The organism is Psychroserpens mesophilus (genome assembly GCF_000826645.1).
GTDB lineage: Bacteria > Bacteroidota > Bacteroidia > Flavobacteriales > Flavobacteriaceae > Psychroserpens > Psychroserpens mesophilus.
Genome location: NZ_JXJP01000003.1, coordinates 207,727 through 226,855, shown reverse-complemented (window position 1 = coordinate 226,855; position 19,129 = coordinate 207,727). Strand labels below are relative to the sequence as shown.

Annotated in this window: 19 protein-coding genes; 6 read left to right on the top strand and 13 right to left on the bottom strand. The window is 33.1% G+C overall.

Annotated elements, in window-relative coordinates; all coding sequences use genetic code 11:
* Position 1: 1 nt before the first annotated feature.
* A complete protein-coding gene (locus tag TD18_RS04885) occupies positions 2-325 on the bottom strand; it encodes a YbaB/EbfC family nucleoid-associated protein (RefSeq protein ID WP_040249282.1) in 324 nt (107 codons plus the stop codon).
* Between the two features lie 62 nt (positions 326-387).
* On the opposite strand from TD18_RS04885, the gene TD18_RS04880 reads away from it, so the two are divergent.
* The 3 genes from TD18_RS04880 (at position 388) to TD18_RS04870 (ending at position 4,976) form a co-directional block, all read left to right on the top strand.
* Complete coding sequence (locus TD18_RS04880; RefSeq protein ID WP_040249281.1) at positions 388-2,448, top strand: S9 family peptidase; 2,061 nt, start codon at positions 388-390, stop codon at positions 2,446-2,448.
* 75 nt (positions 2,449-2,523) lie between these two features.
* Positions 2,524-3,561: a PLP-dependent cysteine synthase family protein gene (locus TD18_RS04875; RefSeq protein ID WP_040249278.1), complete on the top strand. Its 1,038-nt coding sequence runs from the start codon at positions 2,524-2,526 to the stop codon at positions 3,559-3,561.
* A gap of 155 nt (positions 3,562-3,716) precedes the next feature.
* Positions 3,717-4,976, top strand: coding sequence for an aminotransferase class I/II-fold pyridoxal phosphate-dependent enzyme (locus TD18_RS04870; RefSeq protein ID WP_040249276.1), 1,260 nt, complete (start codon positions 3,717-3,719; stop codon positions 4,974-4,976).
* Between the two features lie 98 nt (positions 4,977-5,074).
* Here the strand turns inward: TD18_RS04870 and TD18_RS04865 are convergent, their stop codons facing one another.
* The 4 genes from TD18_RS04865 to TD18_RS04850 all read right to left on the bottom strand — a co-directional run bounded on the left by TD18_RS04865 (position 5,075) and on the right by TD18_RS04850 (position 9,679).
* A complete protein-coding gene (locus tag TD18_RS04865; RefSeq protein ID WP_040249272.1) occupies positions 5,075-5,782 on the bottom strand; it encodes a 16S rRNA (uracil(1498)-N(3))-methyltransferase in 708 nt (235 codons plus the stop codon).
* Positions 5,782-6,420: a peptidylprolyl isomerase gene (locus TD18_RS04860; RefSeq protein ID WP_040249269.1), complete on the bottom strand. Its 639-nt coding sequence runs from the start codon at positions 6,418-6,420 to the stop codon at positions 5,782-5,784. Before TD18_RS04860 ends, TD18_RS04865 begins: the two co-directional genes overlap by 1 nt.
* A 102-nt stretch (positions 6,421-6,522) precedes the next feature.
* Positions 6,523-7,185 carry an ABC transporter ATP-binding protein gene (locus tag TD18_RS04855; protein ID WP_040249264.1) on the bottom strand — a complete coding sequence of 221 codons (663 nt, stop codon included), beginning with the start codon at positions 7,183-7,185 and terminating at the stop codon, positions 6,523-6,525.
* 40 nt (positions 7,186-7,225) lie between these two features.
* Positions 7,226-9,679, bottom strand: a complete 2,454-nt coding sequence (locus tag TD18_RS04850; RefSeq protein ID WP_040249263.1) for a DUF5916 domain-containing protein — start codon at positions 9,677-9,679, stop codon at positions 7,226-7,228.
* Positions 9,680-9,895: 216 nt separating this feature from the next.
* Between TD18_RS04850 and folE the strand changes: the two genes are divergently transcribed.
* Together folE and TD18_RS04840 are read left to right on the top strand one after the other, a co-directional pair.
* Positions 9,896-10,492 (top strand): GTP cyclohydrolase I FolE, encoded by a 597-nt coding sequence (gene folE / locus TD18_RS04845; protein ID WP_040249262.1) that lies wholly within the window; start codon positions 9,896-9,898, stop codon positions 10,490-10,492.
* A 48-nt stretch (positions 10,493-10,540) separates the two neighbouring features.
* Complete coding sequence (locus TD18_RS04840) at positions 10,541-10,834, top strand: hypothetical protein (protein ID WP_040249258.1); 294 nt, start codon at positions 10,541-10,543, stop codon at positions 10,832-10,834.
* Positions 10,835-10,904: 70 nt separating this feature from the next.
* Here the strand turns inward: TD18_RS04840 and TD18_RS04835 are convergent, their stop codons facing one another.
* The 8 genes from TD18_RS04835 to TD18_RS04800 all read right to left on the bottom strand — a co-directional run bounded on the left by TD18_RS04835 (position 10,905) and on the right by TD18_RS04800 (position 18,634).
* Entirely contained in the window at positions 10,905-13,154 is a 2,250-nt protein-coding gene (locus tag TD18_RS04835) for a TonB-dependent receptor (protein WP_040249256.1), read from the bottom strand.
* A gap of 69 nt (positions 13,155-13,223) precedes the next feature.
* A complete protein-coding gene (locus TD18_RS04830; protein WP_052461047.1) occupies positions 13,224-13,556 on the bottom strand; it encodes a hypothetical protein in 333 nt (110 codons plus the stop codon).
* Entirely contained in the window at positions 13,556-14,053 is a 498-nt protein-coding gene (locus tag TD18_RS04825) for a DUF6787 family protein (protein ID WP_040249250.1), read from the bottom strand. Before TD18_RS04825 ends, TD18_RS04830 begins: the two co-directional genes overlap by 1 nt.
* Before the next feature lie 27 nt (positions 14,054-14,080).
* Entirely contained in the window at positions 14,081-14,512 is a 432-nt protein-coding gene (locus TD18_RS04820) for a DUF6146 family protein (protein ID WP_040249247.1), read from the bottom strand.
* Positions 14,513-14,684: 172 nt separating this feature from the next.
* Positions 14,685-15,326, bottom strand: coding sequence for a DUF937 domain-containing protein (locus TD18_RS04815; protein ID WP_040249246.1), 642 nt, complete (start codon positions 15,324-15,326; stop codon positions 14,685-14,687).
* 104 nt (positions 15,327-15,430) lie between these two features.
* Complete coding sequence (locus tag TD18_RS04810; protein ID WP_040249243.1) at positions 15,431-16,381, bottom strand: D-2-hydroxyacid dehydrogenase; 951 nt, start codon at positions 16,379-16,381, stop codon at positions 15,431-15,433.
* 24 nt (positions 16,382-16,405) lie between these two features.
* On the bottom strand, positions 16,406-17,467 hold the full coding sequence (gene serC / locus TD18_RS04805; RefSeq protein ID WP_040249242.1) for a 3-phosphoserine/phosphohydroxythreonine transaminase: 1,062 nt from the start codon (positions 17,465-17,467) through the stop codon (positions 16,406-16,408).
* A gap of 105 nt (positions 17,468-17,572) precedes the next feature.
* Positions 17,573-18,634: an acyl-CoA reductase gene (locus TD18_RS04800; protein ID WP_040249775.1), complete on the bottom strand. Its 1,062-nt coding sequence runs from the start codon at positions 18,632-18,634 to the stop codon at positions 17,573-17,575.
* A 75-nt stretch (positions 18,635-18,709) separates the two neighbouring features.
* Between TD18_RS04800 and TD18_RS04795 the strand changes: the two genes are divergently transcribed.
* Positions 18,710-19,063: a 4Fe-4S dicluster domain-containing protein gene (locus tag TD18_RS04795; RefSeq protein WP_040249240.1), complete on the top strand. Its 354-nt coding sequence runs from the start codon at positions 18,710-18,712 to the stop codon at positions 19,061-19,063.
* Positions 19,064-19,129 lie beyond the last annotated feature (66 nt).

Below are 19,129 nucleotides of genomic sequence, written 5' to 3'. Positions count from 1 at the left end.
TTTATTTAAACATATCCATTCCTGGAATATTCGGCATTCCTGCTTTTGCTACAGCAGCAACTTCAGTTTCATGAACCGTTGTTGCACGCTCAATAGCTTTGTTTAGCGTTAGAATTAAATAATCTTCAAGCATGTCTTTGTCCTGAAGTAATTCGTCGTCAATCGCAATTGATTTTATAGTTCGGTTAGCAGTAATTGTTACTTTTAGCTTGTAATCACTACTGTTTTCATCAATTAAAACACTGTGAAGACGTTCTTTTGTTTCTTCTACTTTTTTCTGGGTTTCTTTGAGTTTACCCATCATTCCCATCATATCTCCAAACATATTGTTAAGTTTTAAATTATAATTTGCAAAATTACTAAATTGCCAGACTTTTAAAAAGAAAAATGAAGACGACTATTAAAGTACCTGTTGCCAGACAGATTCCTAAAGAATTAGAAAAACACAATGATGTGCGAACGGATAACTATTTCTGGTTAAATCAACGAGACGATCAAAATGTTTTAGATTATTTAAGTGCTGAAAATGATTATTACAATCAAGAAACTGCGCATACTAAGGATTTTGAAATGCAACTATTTGAAGAAATGAAAGCGCGAATTAAAGAGGATGACACTTCAGTTCCTTATAAATATAACGGTTATTGGTATATTGTTCGCTATGAAAAAGGCAAAGATTATCCGGTTTACATCCGTAAAAAAGAACATTTAGATGCTGAGGAAGAGTTGCTTTTTGATTGTAATGAAATGGCTAAAGATTACGGCTATTTTAAATTAGTTGGTTTAAGTGTTAGTCCTGACAATACTATGATTGCCTTCGGAATCGATACCGTTGGAAGACGTCAGTATAAACTTCAGATTAAAAGTCTAATAACCAATGAAATATTTTCAGATGTAATTGAAAACACCTCAGGTTCTTCAACTTGGGCGAACGACAATTGTACCCTTTTTTATACAAAAAAGGACGCGCAAACACTTCGAGCAAATACAATTTATAAACATAAAATTGGTGATTCTGAAAATGAAGATGTTATTGTGTTCACTGAAGATGATGATACTTTTGGAGTGGCCATTTATAAATCGAAGTCCAGAAAATATCTCATTATTGCCTGTTATAGCACATTAACCAATGAATATCATATCTTAAATGCAGATACACCTGATGATGAATTTAGAGTATTTCAAAGGCGGATACGCGGTTTAGAATATAGTATTTCCCATTTTGAAAACCATTTCTATATCGTAACTAATAAAGATAATGCGACTAATTTCAAACTCATGAAAACGCCTGAAAATGCTACTAAAATTGCAAACTGGGTTGATGTTCTTGAACACAGGAGTGATGTTTTGATAGAAGATATTGATATTTTCAGAGACTATTTAGTTATCAGTGAACGTACAAATGGCTTAAATCAAATCAGAATTAAACGCTGGGATGATACCGAGGATTATTATTTGCCATTTGATAATGAAACGTATACAGCGAATGTTGGAACGAATGTCGATTTTGATACTGAGATTTTAAGATATGCCTATAACTCATTAACAAATCCGTCGTCTGTGATAGATTTCAATATGAGGACTAAAACAAAAGATATTAAAAAAGAGCAGGAAGTTTTAGATCCAAAGTTTGATAAAAATAATTATACATCAGAGCGTATTTGGGCCACTGCTCAAGATGGAACTAAAATACCAATGTCCATAGTAAGAAGAAAGGACACGAAAACTGATGGGAATGCTCCACTATTACAATATGCTTATGGGAGTTATGGATCAACAATAGATCCGTATTTTTCAACCATTCGTTTGAGTTTATTAGATCGTGGGTTTATATATGTGATTGCTCATGTAAGAGGAGGAGAATATTTAGGTCGTAATTGGTATGAAGATGGCAAGCTTTTAAAAAAGAAAAATACCTTTACCGATTTTATTGATTGCTCTAAGCATTTGATTGAAAATGGTTACACATCTCCATCGCATTTATATGCTATGGGAGGAAGTGCAGGAGGCTTGCTAATGGGAGTTATCATCAATGAAGCTCCTGAACTTTACAATGGTGTCATTGCTGCTGTGCCTTTTGTAGATGTTGTTACTACAATGTTAGACGATACCATTCCATTAACTACAGGAGAATATGATGAATGGGGAAATCCTAATAACAAAGACTATTATGATTATATTAAAAGCTATTCACCTTATGACAATTTAAAAAAGCAAATTTACCCGAATTTATTGGTTACTACAGGATTACATGACTCCCAAGTGCAATATTGGGAGCCTGCAAAATGGGTTTCAAAGCTTAGAACTTATAAACAAGATACTAACAAACTATTTCTTGTAACCAATATGGAAGCTGGTCATGGTGGAGCTTCCGGACGATTTGAAGCTTTAAAAGAAGATGCTCAAGAATACGCTTTTTTACTAGACTTGGAAGGAATTACTAGTTAGTTAAAAAAAAATTAGTAATTTTGCAAGGTTTTATGTTTCAATTTGAAAAAATATTGAAACTGATAAATAGTGTTTATGAAACAAGACAAGCAAGTATTTGATAATGTTTTACAATTAATAGGTAAGACACCTCTTATCAAATTAAATAAAATGACTAGTGGCTTTGAAGGTGATTTCTTTGCTAAAGTAGAAGCTTTTAATCCAGGTCATTCGTCAAAAGATAGAATAGCACTTCATATAATTGAAGAAGCCGAAAGACAAGGTATTCTAACTCCAGGTGACACCATTATTGAAACAACTTCAGGAAATACAGGTTTTAGTATTGCAATGGTTAGCATTATCAAAGGCTACCAGTGTATATTGGCTGTGAGTTCTAAATCTTCAGCAGATAAAATAGATATGCTTAAGTCGATGGGAGCGCAAGTTTACGTTTGTCCTGCTAATGTGAGTGCTGACGACCCTCGTTCTTATTATCAGGTAGCCAAGCGATTACACAACGAAATAAAAGGTTCTATTTATATCAATCAGTATTTTAATCAATTAAATATTGATGCTCATTATAACTCTACTGGTCCAGAAATATGGAATCAAACTGAAGGTGAAATTACTCATTTAGTAGCATGTAGTGGAACTGGTGGAACTATTTCTGGGATTGCGAAGTACCTAAAAGAGCAAAACCCTAAGGTTAAAGTTATTGGAGTAGATGCCTTTGGTTCTGTTTTAAAGAAATATCACGAAACACGTGAGTTTGACGATAAAGAAATTTATCCTTACCGAATAGAAGGATTGGGTAAAAACTTAATACCAACAGCGACAGACTTCGATTTAATAGATAAATTCATCAAAGTAACAGATGAAGAAAGTGCACATACAGCTCGTGAAATTTCAAAAACTGAAGGTCTGTTTGTCGGTTACACTAGTGGAGCTGCAATGCAAGCTTTAAAACAACTTAATGAAGAAGGTGAGTTTAAAGAAGGCGATAAGGTAGTCGTTATTTTTCCAGATCATGGATCACGTTACATGAGTAAGGTTTACAGTGATAAATGGATGGGAGAACAAGGCTTTTTCGACAGTAAAACTGAGGTTTCAGAAAGCATTCAGTATATAAAATAAGTATAGCTTACAACTCTAAAATCCTATTGCATTTGATTGTAATAGGTTTTTTTTTGTGCTATACCTATATAAACATTGCTTTCAAAATATTATGTCATCATAATATAATTGACTAATTTTGCTCCAACTAATTAGACTAAAATTAATAGCTTTAAATGAAGGATTTATTTGAAAAGATTTATAAGGATAAAGGACCGCTAGGAAAATGGGCTTCGCAAGCCGAAGGTTATTTTGTGTTTCCTAAACTCGAAGGTCAAATATCTAATAGAATGAAGTTTCAAGGTAAAGACGTGATTACTTGGAGTATTAACGATTACCTAGGTCTTGCTAACCATCCTGAGGTTAGAAAAGTAGATGCGGAAGCTGCTGCTGCATATGGATCAGCTTACCCAATGGGAGCACGAATGATGTCTGGACATACAGATCTTCATGAACAACTTCAAAATGAACTTGCTGAATTTGTTAGTAAAGAGGCAGCTTACTTATTGAATTTTGGTTATCAAGGTATGGTATCAACTATTGATGCTTTGGTTTCTAAAGATGATATTATTGTATATGACGTCGATGCGCATGCTTGTATTATTGATGGTGTTCGTTTACACATGGGAAAACGTTTCACTTACAAACATAATGACGTTGAAAGTCTTGAAAAGAACTTAGAAAGAGCCACAAAAATGGCTGAGCAAACTGGTGGAGGTATATTAGTAATCTCTGAAGGTGTCTTTGGAATGCGTGGTGAGCAAGGTCGCTTAAAAGAAATTGTAGAGCTTAAAAAGAAATTTAATTTCAGATTATTTGTTGATGATGCTCATGGTTTCGGAACCTTAGGGAAAACTGGCGCTGGTGCTGGTGAAGAACAAGGTGTTCAAGATGATATTGACGTGTATTTTGCTACGTTTGCCAAATCAATGGCAAGTACTGGAGCATTTATTGCAGCAGATCAAGAAATTATCGACTATTTAAAATACAACTTGCGTTCACAGATGTTTGCAAAATCATTACAAATGCAACTTGTAATTGGTGCACGTAAACGACTGCAAATGTTAAAAACAATGCCAGAGTTAAAACAAAATCTTTGGACTATCGTAGACGCATTGCAATCAGGTTTGAAAAAGCGTGGTTTTGATATTGGAACCACTCAAAGCTGTGTAACTCCTGTATATCTCAAAGGTAGTATTCCTGAAGCCATGGCTTTAGTACGTGATTTACGAGAAAATTACGGTATTTTTTGTTCTATTGTAGTGTATCCTGTAATACCTAAAGGACTTATTCTTTTAAGAATGATTCCAACAGCAACACATACTTTAGAAGATGTAAATGAAACTCTTGATGCTTTTGATGCGATTAGAGATCGTTTAGAAAATGGAACTTACAAACGTTTATCTGCTGCAGTAATCGCTGCAATGGGTGAATAATAGTATTATAATTATAATTCAAAAGCCGATGATCATCATCGGCTTTTTTTAATTTGTAATATTTTGTTTTATAGTAATTTAAATGCTCTTACGTAGAGTTATAATTCATTGATAAAAGCAACAGAATGACAAGCTACTATAGCAGCAGTTTCTGTTCTTAATCGTGTTGATCCAAGACTCACAGGAACAAATCCAGATTGCATAGCAAGTTCAATTTCATGTGTGCTAAAATCACCTTCAGGTCCAATCAAAATAGTGATTGTTTGATTAGCTTTTAATTTATGTTTAAGTGATTTGCGATTGGTTTCTTCGCAATGCGCAATATATAGGGAGCCATCATGTTTTTGAGAAACAAAATCTTTGTAATTGATAGCTTCATTTAATTTTGGTAAATAGCAGTTTAAAGACTGTTTCATAGCAGATAAAAGAATTTTCTCATATCGCTCTGGTTTGATAACGCGACGTTCACTATTATCGCATATAATAGGAGTGATGCTATCAATTCCTATTTCTGTAGCTTTTTCAAGAAACCATTCATAGCGATCGTTCATTTTTGTTGGAGCAACAGCTAAATGCAACTTATAAGTACGTGGCAGTTTTGTTTCAAAAGAAATGAGGTTTGCGATGCAACCCTTGAGATTTGCTGAAATAATTTCAGAAGTGAATAAAACACCTCTGCCATTTGTGATGTGTAGTAGGTCACCAACAGATTTGCGAAGTACTTTTACGATATGTCTGCTTTCTTCCTTAGAAAACTGAATCTGATTACTATCTGTAGATAATTCTGAATTAAAAAATAACTGCATTACTTTACAGGTTCAATGATCTTCAGGACTTTTATTTCTTCAATGTATTTCGTGTCTTCAGTTTTTAAAATTACATAATACCATTTTTGGTCAGGAATATCAACTGTGAAAATATCATTAACATCATGTGAATCATTCAAAACATGAGCTTCAAAATCTGGATGTAAATCTCCTTGAGTTACCCAACCTAAATCACCGCCACGATTAGCATTGTTATCCATTGAATAGTGTTTAGCTAAGTCTTCAAAACGAAAACCATTTTTATATTTTGCAATGATATTTTGTCTGAGGATATTAATTTCTTCCATTGATTTTTTTGTTCCATCCAAAAAGATATAACTTAGTTTCTGATACGGAATTTCATTTTTATCTACCACTTTATAATACGTTTTTTCCATATCCGTTTTATACACTTTTTTTGAACCTTTGCCTAGGCTGAAAAGTTCATCAGCTAATTTAGTGTGATGTTTTTCTTTGTTAAAAGTGATTACCTGACCTTTAATTGATTTGTTCTTCTGAACATATATTTTAGCTTCATCAAGGGTTTGTATTGAATCTAACTCACTTTCAAAATCATTTTGAGAAAAGCATAATGTTGTTGAAATGCATACGAATAGTACTAGTAAATTTTTAAGCATAGTTCGGGTTGTTTAATATTATAGCCAAATTTAATAGGAAAGGCAAATCATTATACAGTTACACAATGAAGTTTTTAAGAAATGATTGTTTATAACTCTGATTTAAACCTGTATTTGGCCATCAACCATAGTTAATTTACGGTCTGCCATATCTGCTAATTCTTGATTATGAGTGACCAGAACGAAAGTTTGACCAAATTGATCTCTAAGTTTAAAAAAGAGGTTGTGAAGATTTTCGGCAGACTCGCTATCTAAATTTCCAGAAGGTTCATCAGCTAAAATAAGCTCAGGATCATTAATAAGTGCTCTAGCTACTGCAACGCGTTGTTGCTCACCACCAGAAAGCTCATTTGGTTTGTGATGATATCGTTCTTTTAGTCCGAGAAAATCTAAAAGTTCTTTAGCTCGAATTTCAGCATCCGATTGTTTTTTTCCGTTAATAAATGCAGGAATACATACATTTTCAAGAGCTGTAAATTCAGGAAGCAACTGATGAAACTGAAAAATGAAACCAATATGATTATTTCTAAATTTGGCTAGTGCTTTATCATTAAGTTTAGAAATATCTGTGTCGTTTATTAATAACATATTTCCATCTTTTTGATCGATTTTATCTAAAGTTCCCAGAATATGCAAAAGTGTCGTTTTTCCAGCTCCAGAAGCACCAACAATTGAGACAATTTCTCCTTTTTTAATGTTCAGATCAACACCTTTTAAGACGTGAAGATCTCCATAATATTTATGAATATTCTTAGCTTCAATCATGTGCTCAATTTAAGACTTTAACCTGTGATGCACAATTTTATTAGGCAGATTTATCGTTCTTTTTAAAGACGTTTTTCAGATCATTATAATCAATAAAGTATTGCAATCTGAGAGAAAAGGAGTGAAGTATAGGCTGCTCAAAAAGTGTGCTCACACTATCTCCGAAACCTCTTTCAGAAACATCATCACTATTAAAAAGCTGATTTCTGTATAAAGCCGTTAAAAAGCTTCCAGGAGCAAATTGCCAGGTGTAATTGAAATCTAAATTCCAGGTGCTGTAATTTATATTTGAACTGTCTAAGCCTAGATCTTCAAAAGAATTTTCTGTTTTTAAAAGTCGCCCATTATCCTGAAGCAAATACACATCATTTTCGTAATCTACAACAGACCAATAATTTCTAAATGTCAAACCTAAGGAATGCAATGGGTTAAAATTATATGTTCCGGTTATTCTATTAACAATCGTGGTTTGATTGCGTTGTCCAAAAACTATTTCATCGTCTAAACTATTAGAGTTATTTGCATAGCCTCGGTCTTTAAATACGTCGTTATAATCAAAAGAATATACAACAAGAAACTTATCATTAAATCGCACTCTTGGATTTAAACCAAACCAATACTCGCTGGTATCTCTATTATTTTCAAAAAAGACTACACCTCCAATATTAGCATCAATGGCAAAGGTATTGTTGTAATTTGATGAGAGCCAAATATTAGAGTTAATTCGATTTTCATATATAAAGAATTCACCAGGTTTTCTGGGTTCAAAATAATCGAATTGTTTTCCAGCCTGAATATTAATATTTCCCCCAAAATTGTGTAAAGATTCTTTTGTCTGAGCATCTGCACTTATCCCAAAACTCATTCCTGTATAGACATTAGGATCGGCTAACCTCGTATAGTTTACATAAGCATTCCAGAAGTAGTTATTGAGTTTCTTGGTAGGTTCAAAAGTTCTGTAATTAAAGTCTATTCCAAAATTATTATAATTGTTTCTGAAAATTAATCCTAGGTCATTAATGTCGTACTCAGTATCAGCATAACTATGATCAAAACTATATCTATAATTTCCATGAATCTTGCGAGCTAAGAAAAATGTACTTATTCCGGTTGAAACTCCATCTAAACGATTGACATTACTCATTTTAGCCTCGCCAATAATATTATATGTATTTCTCTTATTTGAAATATCAGCGAGTAAACCCGTTACATTTCCATCTCGAAAATGACCATTTCTTGTTACATTAGTATTGATTAAACTTACCGAAGAATTTTGATTAAACTGCTGATCTAAAACCATAATATTATAATTTGATAAGGGTTCAACCACTTCTTTTCTGAGTGCTCCAGTTTCACTGTTCCTAATGGTTACATATGTTTTTTCGGTAACAGCATTGAAAAATCCAACGCCAAGACCTCTTTTAGTTCTTCCCGATATTTTTGCTGCATTTAAAACTTTAACAGTGGATGGATGTTCTAACAGTTCTTCATTCTCAGAAACATTTACTCCACCAGTAGGTCTGCTACCAACTCGTCTCGAAAAAAATAAATTTCCTTTATTGAATAAGTCTACACCTTCAGTGAAAAATTGACGCTGTTCAGAAAAGGTCTGTTCAAATGGGCCTAAGTTTAAAGATAAATTGTCAAATCCAGCCTGACTAAAATCAGGCACAAGAGTCATATCTAAGGTAAAGTTTTCAGTGATTCCGTATTTAACATCTAGACCAAATTTAACATCTGTTTCAGTGTCACTATCAAAACTATTTACAATACCAGTTGAAAATGGGTAAAGTGCCAACCGAATTGGAGGTTCAATGTTTTTTAAACCAATGAGTTCTCCATGGTACAAGCCAATGTTGCCTTTGGTAATATCAATAGGATTCCAAGTATATCTTGAACGATTACGTCTAAATTGTCTGTGAAATTGTACTCCCCAAGTTTGCACTTCCTGGTTTGAAAAACGCAATGCACGATACGGGATTTTTATTTCAACAATCCAGCCATCATTAGTTAATTTAACAGCGCTATCCCAAACAGCATTCCATCCAAAATCTTCTCCGTTACTCGGACTTGCGACTGCGTCAGCTTGCGTTCCTGAAGCAAAAACAAAAAATTCAGCATCATTTTGAGCATCATTATTCGGATTTAATATGAGTCCGAAAAAATCTGCCTGTCCAAAATTATCTCGGCTTGTGAGCTGCTTCATTATGTTTTCAGGATTATCAAAAAGATACGCTGCAACATAAATCGCATGGTCATCATAAGTAACTTTTACTTCAGTTCTTTGATCTTCAGGTAAACGGTTGCCTACTTCAGGTCTAAATTGAATAAAATCCGTTGCAATTTCTGCAGACGTCCATACCTCATCATCTAAAATACCATCAATCTTAGGAGCTATAGTAGCCCTTTCTATTTGTAATTTCTTTTTTTCTTGCGCTATTAAAGCTAGGCTTTGAAAAATTAAAACTAGTATTAGTAACGAACGAAATTTCATTTTAAGTTTTTGGATTGATTGATGACTGATACAAAAAAGACATTACTTTTAATAGAATGTTACAGTATCAATTCACAAAACTACCGATGCTAAACACTCGATAATCATAATTAAAAGTTAAAAACCTAGTAGCAGTGTTAATCTTTTGACAACGACAATGCAATTTTGGTGTTATTATTTTTACTTACATTTATTAAAAATTAATATCGTTTACCAATGCCATATAACAAATTTGAAGAATATAATATACAAGTAACAGATGATGTTAAAGCCCGTTATAAAAGTATCATAGAAGATTTGGGAGAGGATACTAATCGTGAAGGATTGGTTAAAACACCTGAGAGAGCTTCAAAAGCTATGCAATTTTTAACTCAAGGTTACAATCAAGATGCAGCAGAAATTTTAAAAAGTGCCATGTTCAAAGAATCGTATAATGAAATGGTTATTGTAAAAGACATTGAATTGTATTCACTCTGTGAACATCATATTTTACCATTTTTTGGTAAAGCGCATATCGCATATATTCCAAATGGTCATATCGTAGGTTTGAGTAAAATTCCGAGAATTGTAGATGTATTTGCCAGACGCCTTCAGGTACAGGAACGGTTAACCGAACAGATTCTAGATTGCATTAATGATACACTAAAACCAGAAGGTGTGGCAGTAGTCATTGAAGCTTCACATATGTGCATGATGATGCGTGGAGTTCAAAAGCAAAATTCCACAACTACGACCTCAGGATTTAGAGGTGCTTTTAAAAATATGGAAACCAGGACAGAGTTTTTAAAACTAATTAGTGAAAATTTGTCTTAGTCGCTTTTTTGGTATGTTTCTTGTTTACAATTGATTAAAATTTAATTAATGAATAAATACAAAAAACTGGCATTAAGTATACTTTTTGATGCTATTGGATACATTACTTTTTTAATACCTGGAATAGGAGAGTTTGGAGACATTATTTGGGCTCCAGCGTCGGCATGGTTAATGACCAAACTTTACAAAGGAAAAAGTGGTAAGATTGCTGCTGCTATTTCATTTATAGAAGAGGCTATGCCAGGAATGGATGTAATTCCAACCTTTACCCTTATGTGGTTTTATACTCACGTGTTTTCTTCTGAAAAGAAATCTGAAGAAACCATCATCGATATCAATTAAAATGGCTATCACGCCGAACGTAATTGAGTATTATAAATACTCGATTACGTTCTAACGGATAAGCACTACGTTATAAAGTATAATTAAGTCCGAAACTTATATTTCGACCAATATTTAAAATACCATCAGGTTTTAAACGTGACAAATGATTAATATAGGATTCATTAGTTAAGTTGTTTGCTGCAATGCTAATATCTAAATCATTTTCAAATAACTTAACAGTTCCGCCAATACCTGCGCTTAATAGATTAAAACCTTTCGTTGTTGTTTCAAAGGCGCTTACATTGTTTTGATTAAAAGTAGAACTATAGGTCACAAAAGCGTAACCTTTCTTAAATCCATTGTTTTCAAACTCAATACGAACAGTGTTATTTAAAGAATTCGCAGGAATTAAAGGCAAATAACTATTGTCACTTAATTGTCCGGTTACAGTTTCAAAGCTAGTTTCAACATGAAGCCAATCTAAAGGATGTGGATGAAAATGAAATCCGAATTCACCTCCATACAAGTGCGCATCATCTTGTAAATATAAAAAAACAGGGTCGTCGTCAATCAATTCGCCATTAGGACTTAAGAAAATATAGTCGTTTACAATATTGTAGAAAGCATTTGCAAATACTTCAACGTGTTCGTTTTTGAATTCTAAAGCAAAATCGATTTGAATATTTTGTTCATTTTTTAAATCTATATTTCCAATCTCATAACGGTTTGTACCCTCATGAGTGCCATCTGAAGCCAATTCTGCCAAATTTGGAGCTCTAAATCCACTTGCTAAATTTAATCGTGCTGTAATTTTTTCAAATAGATTGGTCTTTATCCCTAAAGCACCATTGAAGCTGTTGAAATTTCGACTAATTGAATTATTGATATCAATTTTTCTATTGTCAAAGCGCGCACCAATTTGAATATCCACAGTTTCGAAGTGAATATGAGATGTTGCTAAGATACCAAAATCATTAGTAACAGCATTTGGAATTAAAATTTCTTCGCCATAATTAGTATTGACCTGATTCATGCCTTGAGCACCTACGATCGTTTCAAATCGACCCAGTTTTGGTAAATTATATTTGACATTATAATTAAAGGTTTTTAATTTCATATGTAGCGCAGGCGCTTCATCTTCTGAATGTTCATCGTCGTCGTGTTCCTCTTCACTGTGTTCTTCACCTTCATCTTCATGATCATCTTCACCATGATGATGATCCTCAAATTCTTTTCTGTCGTTGTAGGTATACCCAAATATGAGATCTAAACTTGAATTATTAAAAAACAAAGTTGATTTAGAACTAAAAATATGATTTGTAATCTCCTGAAATGGTTCTAGAGGAGTTCTGTCTGTATTTTGAATACCAATTTCCTCAGGCAGGCCAAGCTTTGCATTGTTTAAATTATAACGTAATTCAGTTTTAAAATTATTTTTTTGATAACCTAAACCAGCTTTAAAATCCTGCTCTCTAAATCGTGTATTAGTTACACGATATTCTGGAGTCTCATAATCGGAATGTTCAGAGAGACTTCCTCTAAAAAGATATTTAAAATCTGATTCAGAGGATTTGAATCCTGCACTGGAATTATAACCTTGCGTATTAGTAAAATATGTGGCTCTGATATTTCCTTCAGATGTGTTTTCATCTGCAAAACGTTCTGGATTTAGGTAAAGCACGCCACCAAGAGCATCGCTACCATAGAGTAGAGAGGCAGGACCTTTAATGACTTCAACACTTTCAATACCTGCTTCGTTGATACCTAATCCATGTTCATCTCCATATTGCTGATTTTCTAATCGAACACCTTGTGTGTAAACTAAAACTCTGTTAGAACTTAAACCTCTAATGACTGGTTTTCCGATACTCATCCCAGTACTTACAGAATTTACACCTGCAATATTACTAATGCCATCAATTAAGTTAACAGCACCTTGAGAACGCATATCTTTAACGTCTTTACGTTCAACTTTCATGACATTTTCACTCTGAAGTTTATGAAAAGGTGTAGAAATAATAATTTCTTCCATTTCAATTGCTGAAGGTGTCAATGAAATATTTAAATTTTCAGAATTGGGAAAACTAATAGTTTGCGAATACGTTTCGTATCCTATAAAAGAGATCACTATTTTATAGTTTCCATTAGGAATATTAGTCAATTCGAAATTGCCTTCCTCATTTGTTGTGGTTCCTTTTTCTAATTCTGGAAAATAGACATTGACGTAAATTAAAGCATCATTAGTGTTAACGTCGGTTACTTTTCCTTGTAACGTATTTTGTGCCCATAAGGTTTGCATTGCTAATGATAGCAATACAAATAGATAAATTTTATTCATTTTATATTGAAATTTAATAGTTAATGTGTAGCTGATAGTCGTTAGGGTTATCAGTTTTTAAATAAAAGATTAACTATTAAAAGGTGGTCCGCGAAGTGAAAAGTGAAGTTTTTGAAATGAACTTAAAAACAGATATCTTGAAGCAATTATGCTTTGATTTTCATGAACTTCAAGCGTAACAAATTCAAAATTAGATAATATTGTGTTGTGATTAATATTGAATTTATAAAACTCGCAATCTGAATCTAATTCGTGGAGATGCGATTGATTTTCTCCTAGGCAAACTTCGTGTTCATGATGTGCAAATACATGCGTAAATTTAACAACAGAAGGTAAAACCAGACAAACCACAATAAGGAGAGTGGCTATTCTAAAGGTTATATGTTGTTTGTAATTATTCACTATTTAATCAACTTTCCTAAACCAAATCGTTTTAGCATTTTCTTTTCAAATTCCCAGAAGAATTTAAACTGCCCAAATAGCCATCCAAATGTCACTAAAAGAATTTGATAGAAAATTAACCCAATAATAATAAATAATACCCAATAAAGAATAGGGTTTAAGTTTTCTTTAGTAATTCCTAAGAATTTTATTATTGGTCGCCCAACAAACAGAGAAGAAGATCCTGTTATTGCAAATACAATAAATACGCGTATCATTTCCCATTTGTAATCTAGAATCCATTTCTGTTCCAGCTTTTCAAAAAAGAATAACGTTAAATTTAAGAGTAAATAGAATAGGAGTAAAGCGATTCCGATGGTTAAGAGTACAGGAAATGAACTGGTTAATTTATAAGCTAATTTGAATGCACTATAACCCAGTCCGGCAAGCCCCAAAACAGGAAATAATAATTGCCAGTTTTCTTGTATTTCCCAACGTAATTTAAATTTTTCTAACATAGCTATCAATTGCTATGCAAAGATAATTTAAATTCTAGGAACCATCGAAGATAATCTTTGTTTATAAGTTAGCTGAAAATAAATGAAGTAATTGTATAATTTGTAATTTAAGTCATAACCATAATTAATTCCAGGTCTGTAATCGATTTGCAATTGATACATGTCTGGATTGTATTTTCCAGGTTGTAGTACACGAGCGTTCCATTCTTGTACCATGACATTATTTCTCGATTCCATATATGATTGTGAATAATAGCCTTTTGGCTGAGCCATAGTCGATAACCATGCATTAAAGCCAGGTTCAATGATTATAATCTCATATTCAAGTGCATCACTTTCAAGTCTAACGATATCTTCTTCGGGAACATCAGATAATTGTGGTATTTCTGCAATACTTTGAGAGCTGTTACAATTAGTAAAAAAAAGGATAAGAATACTGAATTTGAATAAATGTTTCATAGCGTATTTTAGTTTTAAAGTTACAAAATTCTAAAGATGTATTTTGTTCAAAAATAGATAAGTAACAAAACTATTGAAACAGAGAATGAGTCACCTATGACTTTGAATGAGTAAACTGCTACAAAAAAAGCCAGACTTAAGCCTGACTTTTAGATTTTATGTTATATTCGAATTAGTTTTTACCACCAAAAAGACCACCTAGCAATCCACCAAGTCCACCTTTGTTTTTAGCGCTTCCTAAAACCATTCCTGCAACATCATCAATAACGCTTCCATCACCATCAGCATCTAAAATTGATTCTAAGAAACTTTGTTCGTTTTTAGATTCATTTCCACCTAAAAGACCACCTAATAGTCCTGTCAATTCATTTGGATTTGATACATTATTCTGGCGAGATTGTTTTCCTAAAACTCCCATTAAAATAGGAGCAGCAACTTTTAAAATTTCTCCTACGGAACCAGCATCTATACCTGCTTTTTGTCCGATAACTTGTTGAACACCACTTTGTTTTTGACCTAGCACGTGACTAAGAATTTTAGATCCATCAGATTTTACATTGTCATCAACACCACCACCAAATAATCCGCTAAGATTATCTAAGATGCTTCCATCATGTTTACTACTCAAAGCTCCCATAAGTCCTTGCGCGCCTTCTGGAGTAGAGGCATTACGCTCCATGGCTTTCATTAAAACTGGTAAAGCCATAGTAAGTACACTACTAGTTTTGTTTTGATCTGTTCCGGTTGAACCTGAAACACCACTAATAATGGTCTTTCCAAGGTCACTGTTTAATAAGTCTAAAATTCCTGACATAATATGTTTGTATAAAGGTTAATAAAATTGAATTTTCAAGGTACAAAAAAGTCCTAACATATATTAGGACTCATTTTTTTTGATTTAGTCACAATTAAGTGGATTTATTTTAAAATGCTTATAATTTGTTCTGCTAATTCAGTACCAATTCTATCCTGTGCTTCATTGGTTGCTGCACCAGTGTGAGGTGTTAATGATAATGCAGGATTCATCAATAATTGAATTTCAGGTTTTGGTTCTTTTTCAAAAACATCGAGAGCAGCTCTCGATACTTTACCACTTTCAATAGCTTTTACCAGAGCAACTTCATTGATTACGCCACCACGCGCAGCATTTGCGATAATGACACCATCTTTCATTTGATTGAATTCAGCTTCATCAATGACATAGTTTTTTTGGGCAGGTACGTGAAGCGTTAAAAAATCGGCTTGTTTTAAAACGTCTTCTTTTGATGACATTTTTATTTCAAAATTAACTTTCTGTCCATCAAAGAATTCCAATTCTAAATTTGCTTTTTCCATGAATGGATCGAAAGCGACTACTTTCATTCCTGCGCCAATAGCAACTTTAGCTGTTGCCTGACCAATACGTCCGAAACCTAATACACCAAGTGTTTTTCCTTTTAACTCTGTTCCTTTAGCGTACGATTTTTTTAAACCTTTAAAATTGGCATCACCTTCTAATGGCATATCACGATTAGAATTATGTAAAAAACGAGCCAGACCATAGAAGTGTCCAAATACCAACTCAGCAACAGAATGTGAAGAAGCTGCAGGTGTGTTGATGACATGAAGGCCTTTGCTTCGTGCATAATCTACATCGATATTGTCCATTCCAACACCACCACGTCCAATTATTTTAAGACTCGGACAGTTATCAATAATATTTTTTCTAACCGTTGTAGCACTTCTAACTAAGAGCACAGTAATTTGATGATCATTAATGTAATTCTCTAATTGCTCTTGCGCAACTGTTGTTGTTAAAACTTCAAAACCTGCTTTTTCCAATGCATCGATTCCGCTTTGCGAAATACCATCGTTTGCTAATACTTTCATTAAACTTAATTCTTTTTATAATAATTATGCTTTACGCTCTAATTCACTCATTACATCTACAAGAACTCCTACGCTTTCCAAAGGCAATGCATTATACATAGAGGCTCTGTATCCGCCAACGCTTCTATGGCCATTAAGACCGTTAATACCTGCTTCTTTAACCATAGTTTCAAAAGTTTCCTTTAAATCTTCATTAGCTAAGGTAAAAGTTGCGTTCATTGTGGAGCGATCTGCTTTAGTTGAAAATCCTTTAAATAGAGGATTAAGATCTATTTCCGAATAAATTAGCTGAGCCTTTTTATCATTTTCCTTTTCAATTGCAGAAATTCCACCTAAATCTTTTAACCATTGTAATGTTAGCATAGATACATACACAGCAAATACTGGTGGTGTATTAAACATACTGCTTTTACTAATATGAACTTTGTAATCCATCATTGACGGAATTTTACGAGACACTTTTCCAAGAATATCTTCTTTAACAACTACTAATGTTGCTCCAGCAGGTCCCATGTTTTTTTGAGCACCAGCATAAATTAAATCAAATTTTGAAAAATCAAGCTGACGTGAAAAAATATCACTACTCATATCACATACCATAGGAATTGGAGACTCTGGAAACGCTTTCATTTGTGTTCCAAAAATCGTGTTGTTAGACGTACAGTGGAAGTAGTCGTACTCTGAAGGAATGTCGTAACCTTTTGGAATGTAATTAAAATTTGCATCTTTTGAAGAGGCTACTTCATAAACATCATCAAAAATTCGAGCTTCTTTAATCGCTTTATCACTCCAAGTCCCTGTATTTAAATAACCGGCTCTTTTTTCTAATAGATTAAGTGCTACCATTAAAAATTGAGTGCTCGCTCCACCTTGTAAAAACAGTGCTTTATAACCTTTACCTTCAAGTCCTAATAATTCTAATGCTAAAGCTCTTGCGTTTTCCATCACGTCTACAAAAGGTTTACTTCTGTGTGATATTTCTAAGAGCGAAAGGCCATTATCAAAGTTTATAACTGCTTCAGAGGCTTTTTGCAATACTTCACCAGGTAAAATACATGGTCCTGCACTAAAATTATGTCTTTTCATTTGTTTGATATTTTAATTCCGAAAAAACGGAAAATAGGTTGTAAAACTAATACATACAAAGGTCATAAATTCTAATAAAACAAGCATTATTAAAATGATAAATTATTAACACATTGTCAACGCAAACGAAATAGTATCAATACCATCGGCATAATTCCATAAATTTGGCGATTGGGTTTGACCAAATTTAACTTCATCGTCAATAAAACCATTTGAAACGATGCATTGAATTAGATCTTCTTTCTGTTTTAGGATCTCTTTTAGTTCCTCTAATGAATTGTAGTGTTCATAAAACACCGTAGCTATAGGAGACGAAAAGCTTTCATCTTCTTTCAGCATTAAAAATCCGTTTTCCAACATATCAAATTCACTCATTAAATATACAGCCTTATTGTAGTCGTAATTGTTAGCATATTTGTTTTCATGAATGATAGGATGCCAATCATACATGGCTTTAAAGAAGGTATCAAAATTATAATTTTTAGGTACATATAGTTTTGAAACATTTCTACATCCTAATCCGTAGTATCTAAAAATATCTTCTGCCAGTGCTTTTAATTCATCTTCCGTTTCATGACCAGTTAAAACAGCAATAGAGTTTCTATTTCTTCTTATTATGGAAGGTTTGTCTTTAAAATAATATTCAAAATAACGTGCAGTATTATCACTTCCTGTGGCAATTACGGCATCAAAGTGTTCAAGTTTGTTTTCTGTAAATCGAATACGGCTTTTAAATTCAGGCATTACATGCTCTAAATATTTAGCTAAAAATGGCAATAAATGTTTGTCGTTAGAAGATTGTTTCACCAAAACATGATGACCAGAAATTAAAACACTTAAGAAATCATGAAATCCAACTAAGGGAATATTTCCAGCCATAATAATGGCTATTGTTTTAGGATTTTCTTGATTAAACTTATACTTTGATAACCACTGATTAATATTGTTGCTGGTCAATTGATTAGACCATCCATTTAAAGCAAATAGAATGTTTTCTCTTTTAAACCAGCCATTGTGTTCATGAGCCAGTTTAATTTGATGTTTAAAGCCTTCAAAAAATAAGTCATTATGTGGAATATTATCTTTTTTATGAATGCCTTCAGTGTTAAATTGACTTAAAAAGTCTCCTAATTTTACAAAAGCGTTAATTCTTTGTTGTAAATCCATCTTGTGTTTGGTTATACGATGTTTTGGCTTTATTTTTGCAATTGCAAATTTACGCAATAAAATAGAAGAATTACTATGGCAATAATAATAACAGACGAATGTATAAATTGTGGTGCATGTGAACCAGAATGCCCAAATACAGCTATATATGAAGGAGCTGACGATTGGAGATATAAGGATGGAACGAGTTTAACGGGTAAAATTGTTCTGCCAAACGGAAAAGAAGTTGATGCCGATGAAACACAAGAACCTATTAGTGACGAGATTTATTACATTGCACCAGATAAATGTACAGAATGTAAAGGTTTTCATGAAGAACCACAATGTGCAGCAGTTTGTCCGGTAGATTGTTGCGTTCCAGATGAAGATCATGTGGAAACTGAAGAAGAACTCTTAGGAAAACAGCGTTTTATGCATCCTGAAGATTAATAAAGGCTAAGCCTTGTTATATTAAAAAAATCCCAAGTTTTTAAGCTTGGGATTTTTTATTTTGTA

Excerpts from the sequence above, each read along its gene's own strand:
- TD18_RS04885 (WP_040249282.1), bottom strand. The coding sequence starts at position 325 with ATGTTTGGAGATATGATGGGAATGATGGGTAAACTCAAAGAAACCCAG.
- TD18_RS04880 (WP_040249281.1), top strand. The coding sequence starts at position 388 with ATGAAGACGACTATTAAAGTACCTGTTGCCAGACAGATTCCTAAAGAA.
- TD18_RS04875 (WP_040249278.1), top strand. The coding sequence starts at position 2,524 with ATGAAACAAGACAAGCAAGTATTTGATAATGTTTTACAATTAATAGGT.
- TD18_RS04870 (WP_040249276.1), top strand. The coding sequence starts at position 3,717 with ATGAAGGATTTATTTGAAAAGATTTATAAGGATAAAGGACCGCTAGGA.
- TD18_RS04865 (WP_040249272.1), bottom strand. The coding sequence starts at position 5,782 with ATGCAGTTATTTTTTAATTCAGAATTATCTACAGATAGTAATCAGATT.
- TD18_RS04860 (WP_040249269.1), bottom strand. The coding sequence starts at position 6,420 with ATGCTTAAAAATTTACTAGTACTATTCGTATGCATTTCAACAACATTA.
- TD18_RS04855 (WP_040249264.1), bottom strand. The coding sequence starts at position 7,185 with ATGATTGAAGCTAAGAATATTCATAAATATTATGGAGATCTTCACGTC.
- TD18_RS04850 (WP_040249263.1), bottom strand. The coding sequence starts at position 9,679 with ATGAAATTTCGTTCGTTACTAATACTAGTTTTAATTTTTCAAAGCCTA.
- folE (WP_040249262.1), top strand. The coding sequence starts at position 9,896 with ATGCCATATAACAAATTTGAAGAATATAATATACAAGTAACAGATGAT.
- TD18_RS04840 (WP_040249258.1), top strand. The coding sequence starts at position 10,541 with ATGAATAAATACAAAAAACTGGCATTAAGTATACTTTTTGATGCTATT.
- TD18_RS04835 (WP_040249256.1), bottom strand. The coding sequence starts at position 13,154 with ATGAATAAAATTTATCTATTTGTATTGCTATCATTAGCAATGCAAACC.
- TD18_RS04825 (WP_040249250.1), bottom strand. The coding sequence starts at position 14,053 with ATGTTAGAAAAATTTAAATTACGTTGGGAAATACAAGAAAACTGGCAA.
- TD18_RS04820 (WP_040249247.1), bottom strand. The coding sequence starts at position 14,512 with ATGAAACATTTATTCAAATTCAGTATTCTTATCCTTTTTTTTACTAAT.
- TD18_RS04815 (WP_040249246.1), bottom strand. The coding sequence starts at position 15,326 with ATGTCAGGAATTTTAGACTTATTAAACAGTGACCTTGGAAAGACCATT.
- TD18_RS04810 (WP_040249243.1), bottom strand. The coding sequence starts at position 16,381 with ATGAAAGTATTAGCAAACGATGGTATTTCGCAAAGCGGAATCGATGCA.
- serC (WP_040249242.1), bottom strand. The coding sequence starts at position 17,467 with ATGAAAAGACATAATTTTAGTGCAGGACCATGTATTTTACCTGGTGAA.
- TD18_RS04800 (WP_040249775.1), bottom strand. The coding sequence starts at position 18,634 with ATGGATTTACAACAAAGAATTAACGCTTTTGTAAAATTAGGAGACTTT.
- TD18_RS04795 (WP_040249240.1), top strand. The coding sequence starts at position 18,710 with ATGGCAATAATAATAACAGACGAATGTATAAATTGTGGTGCATGTGAA.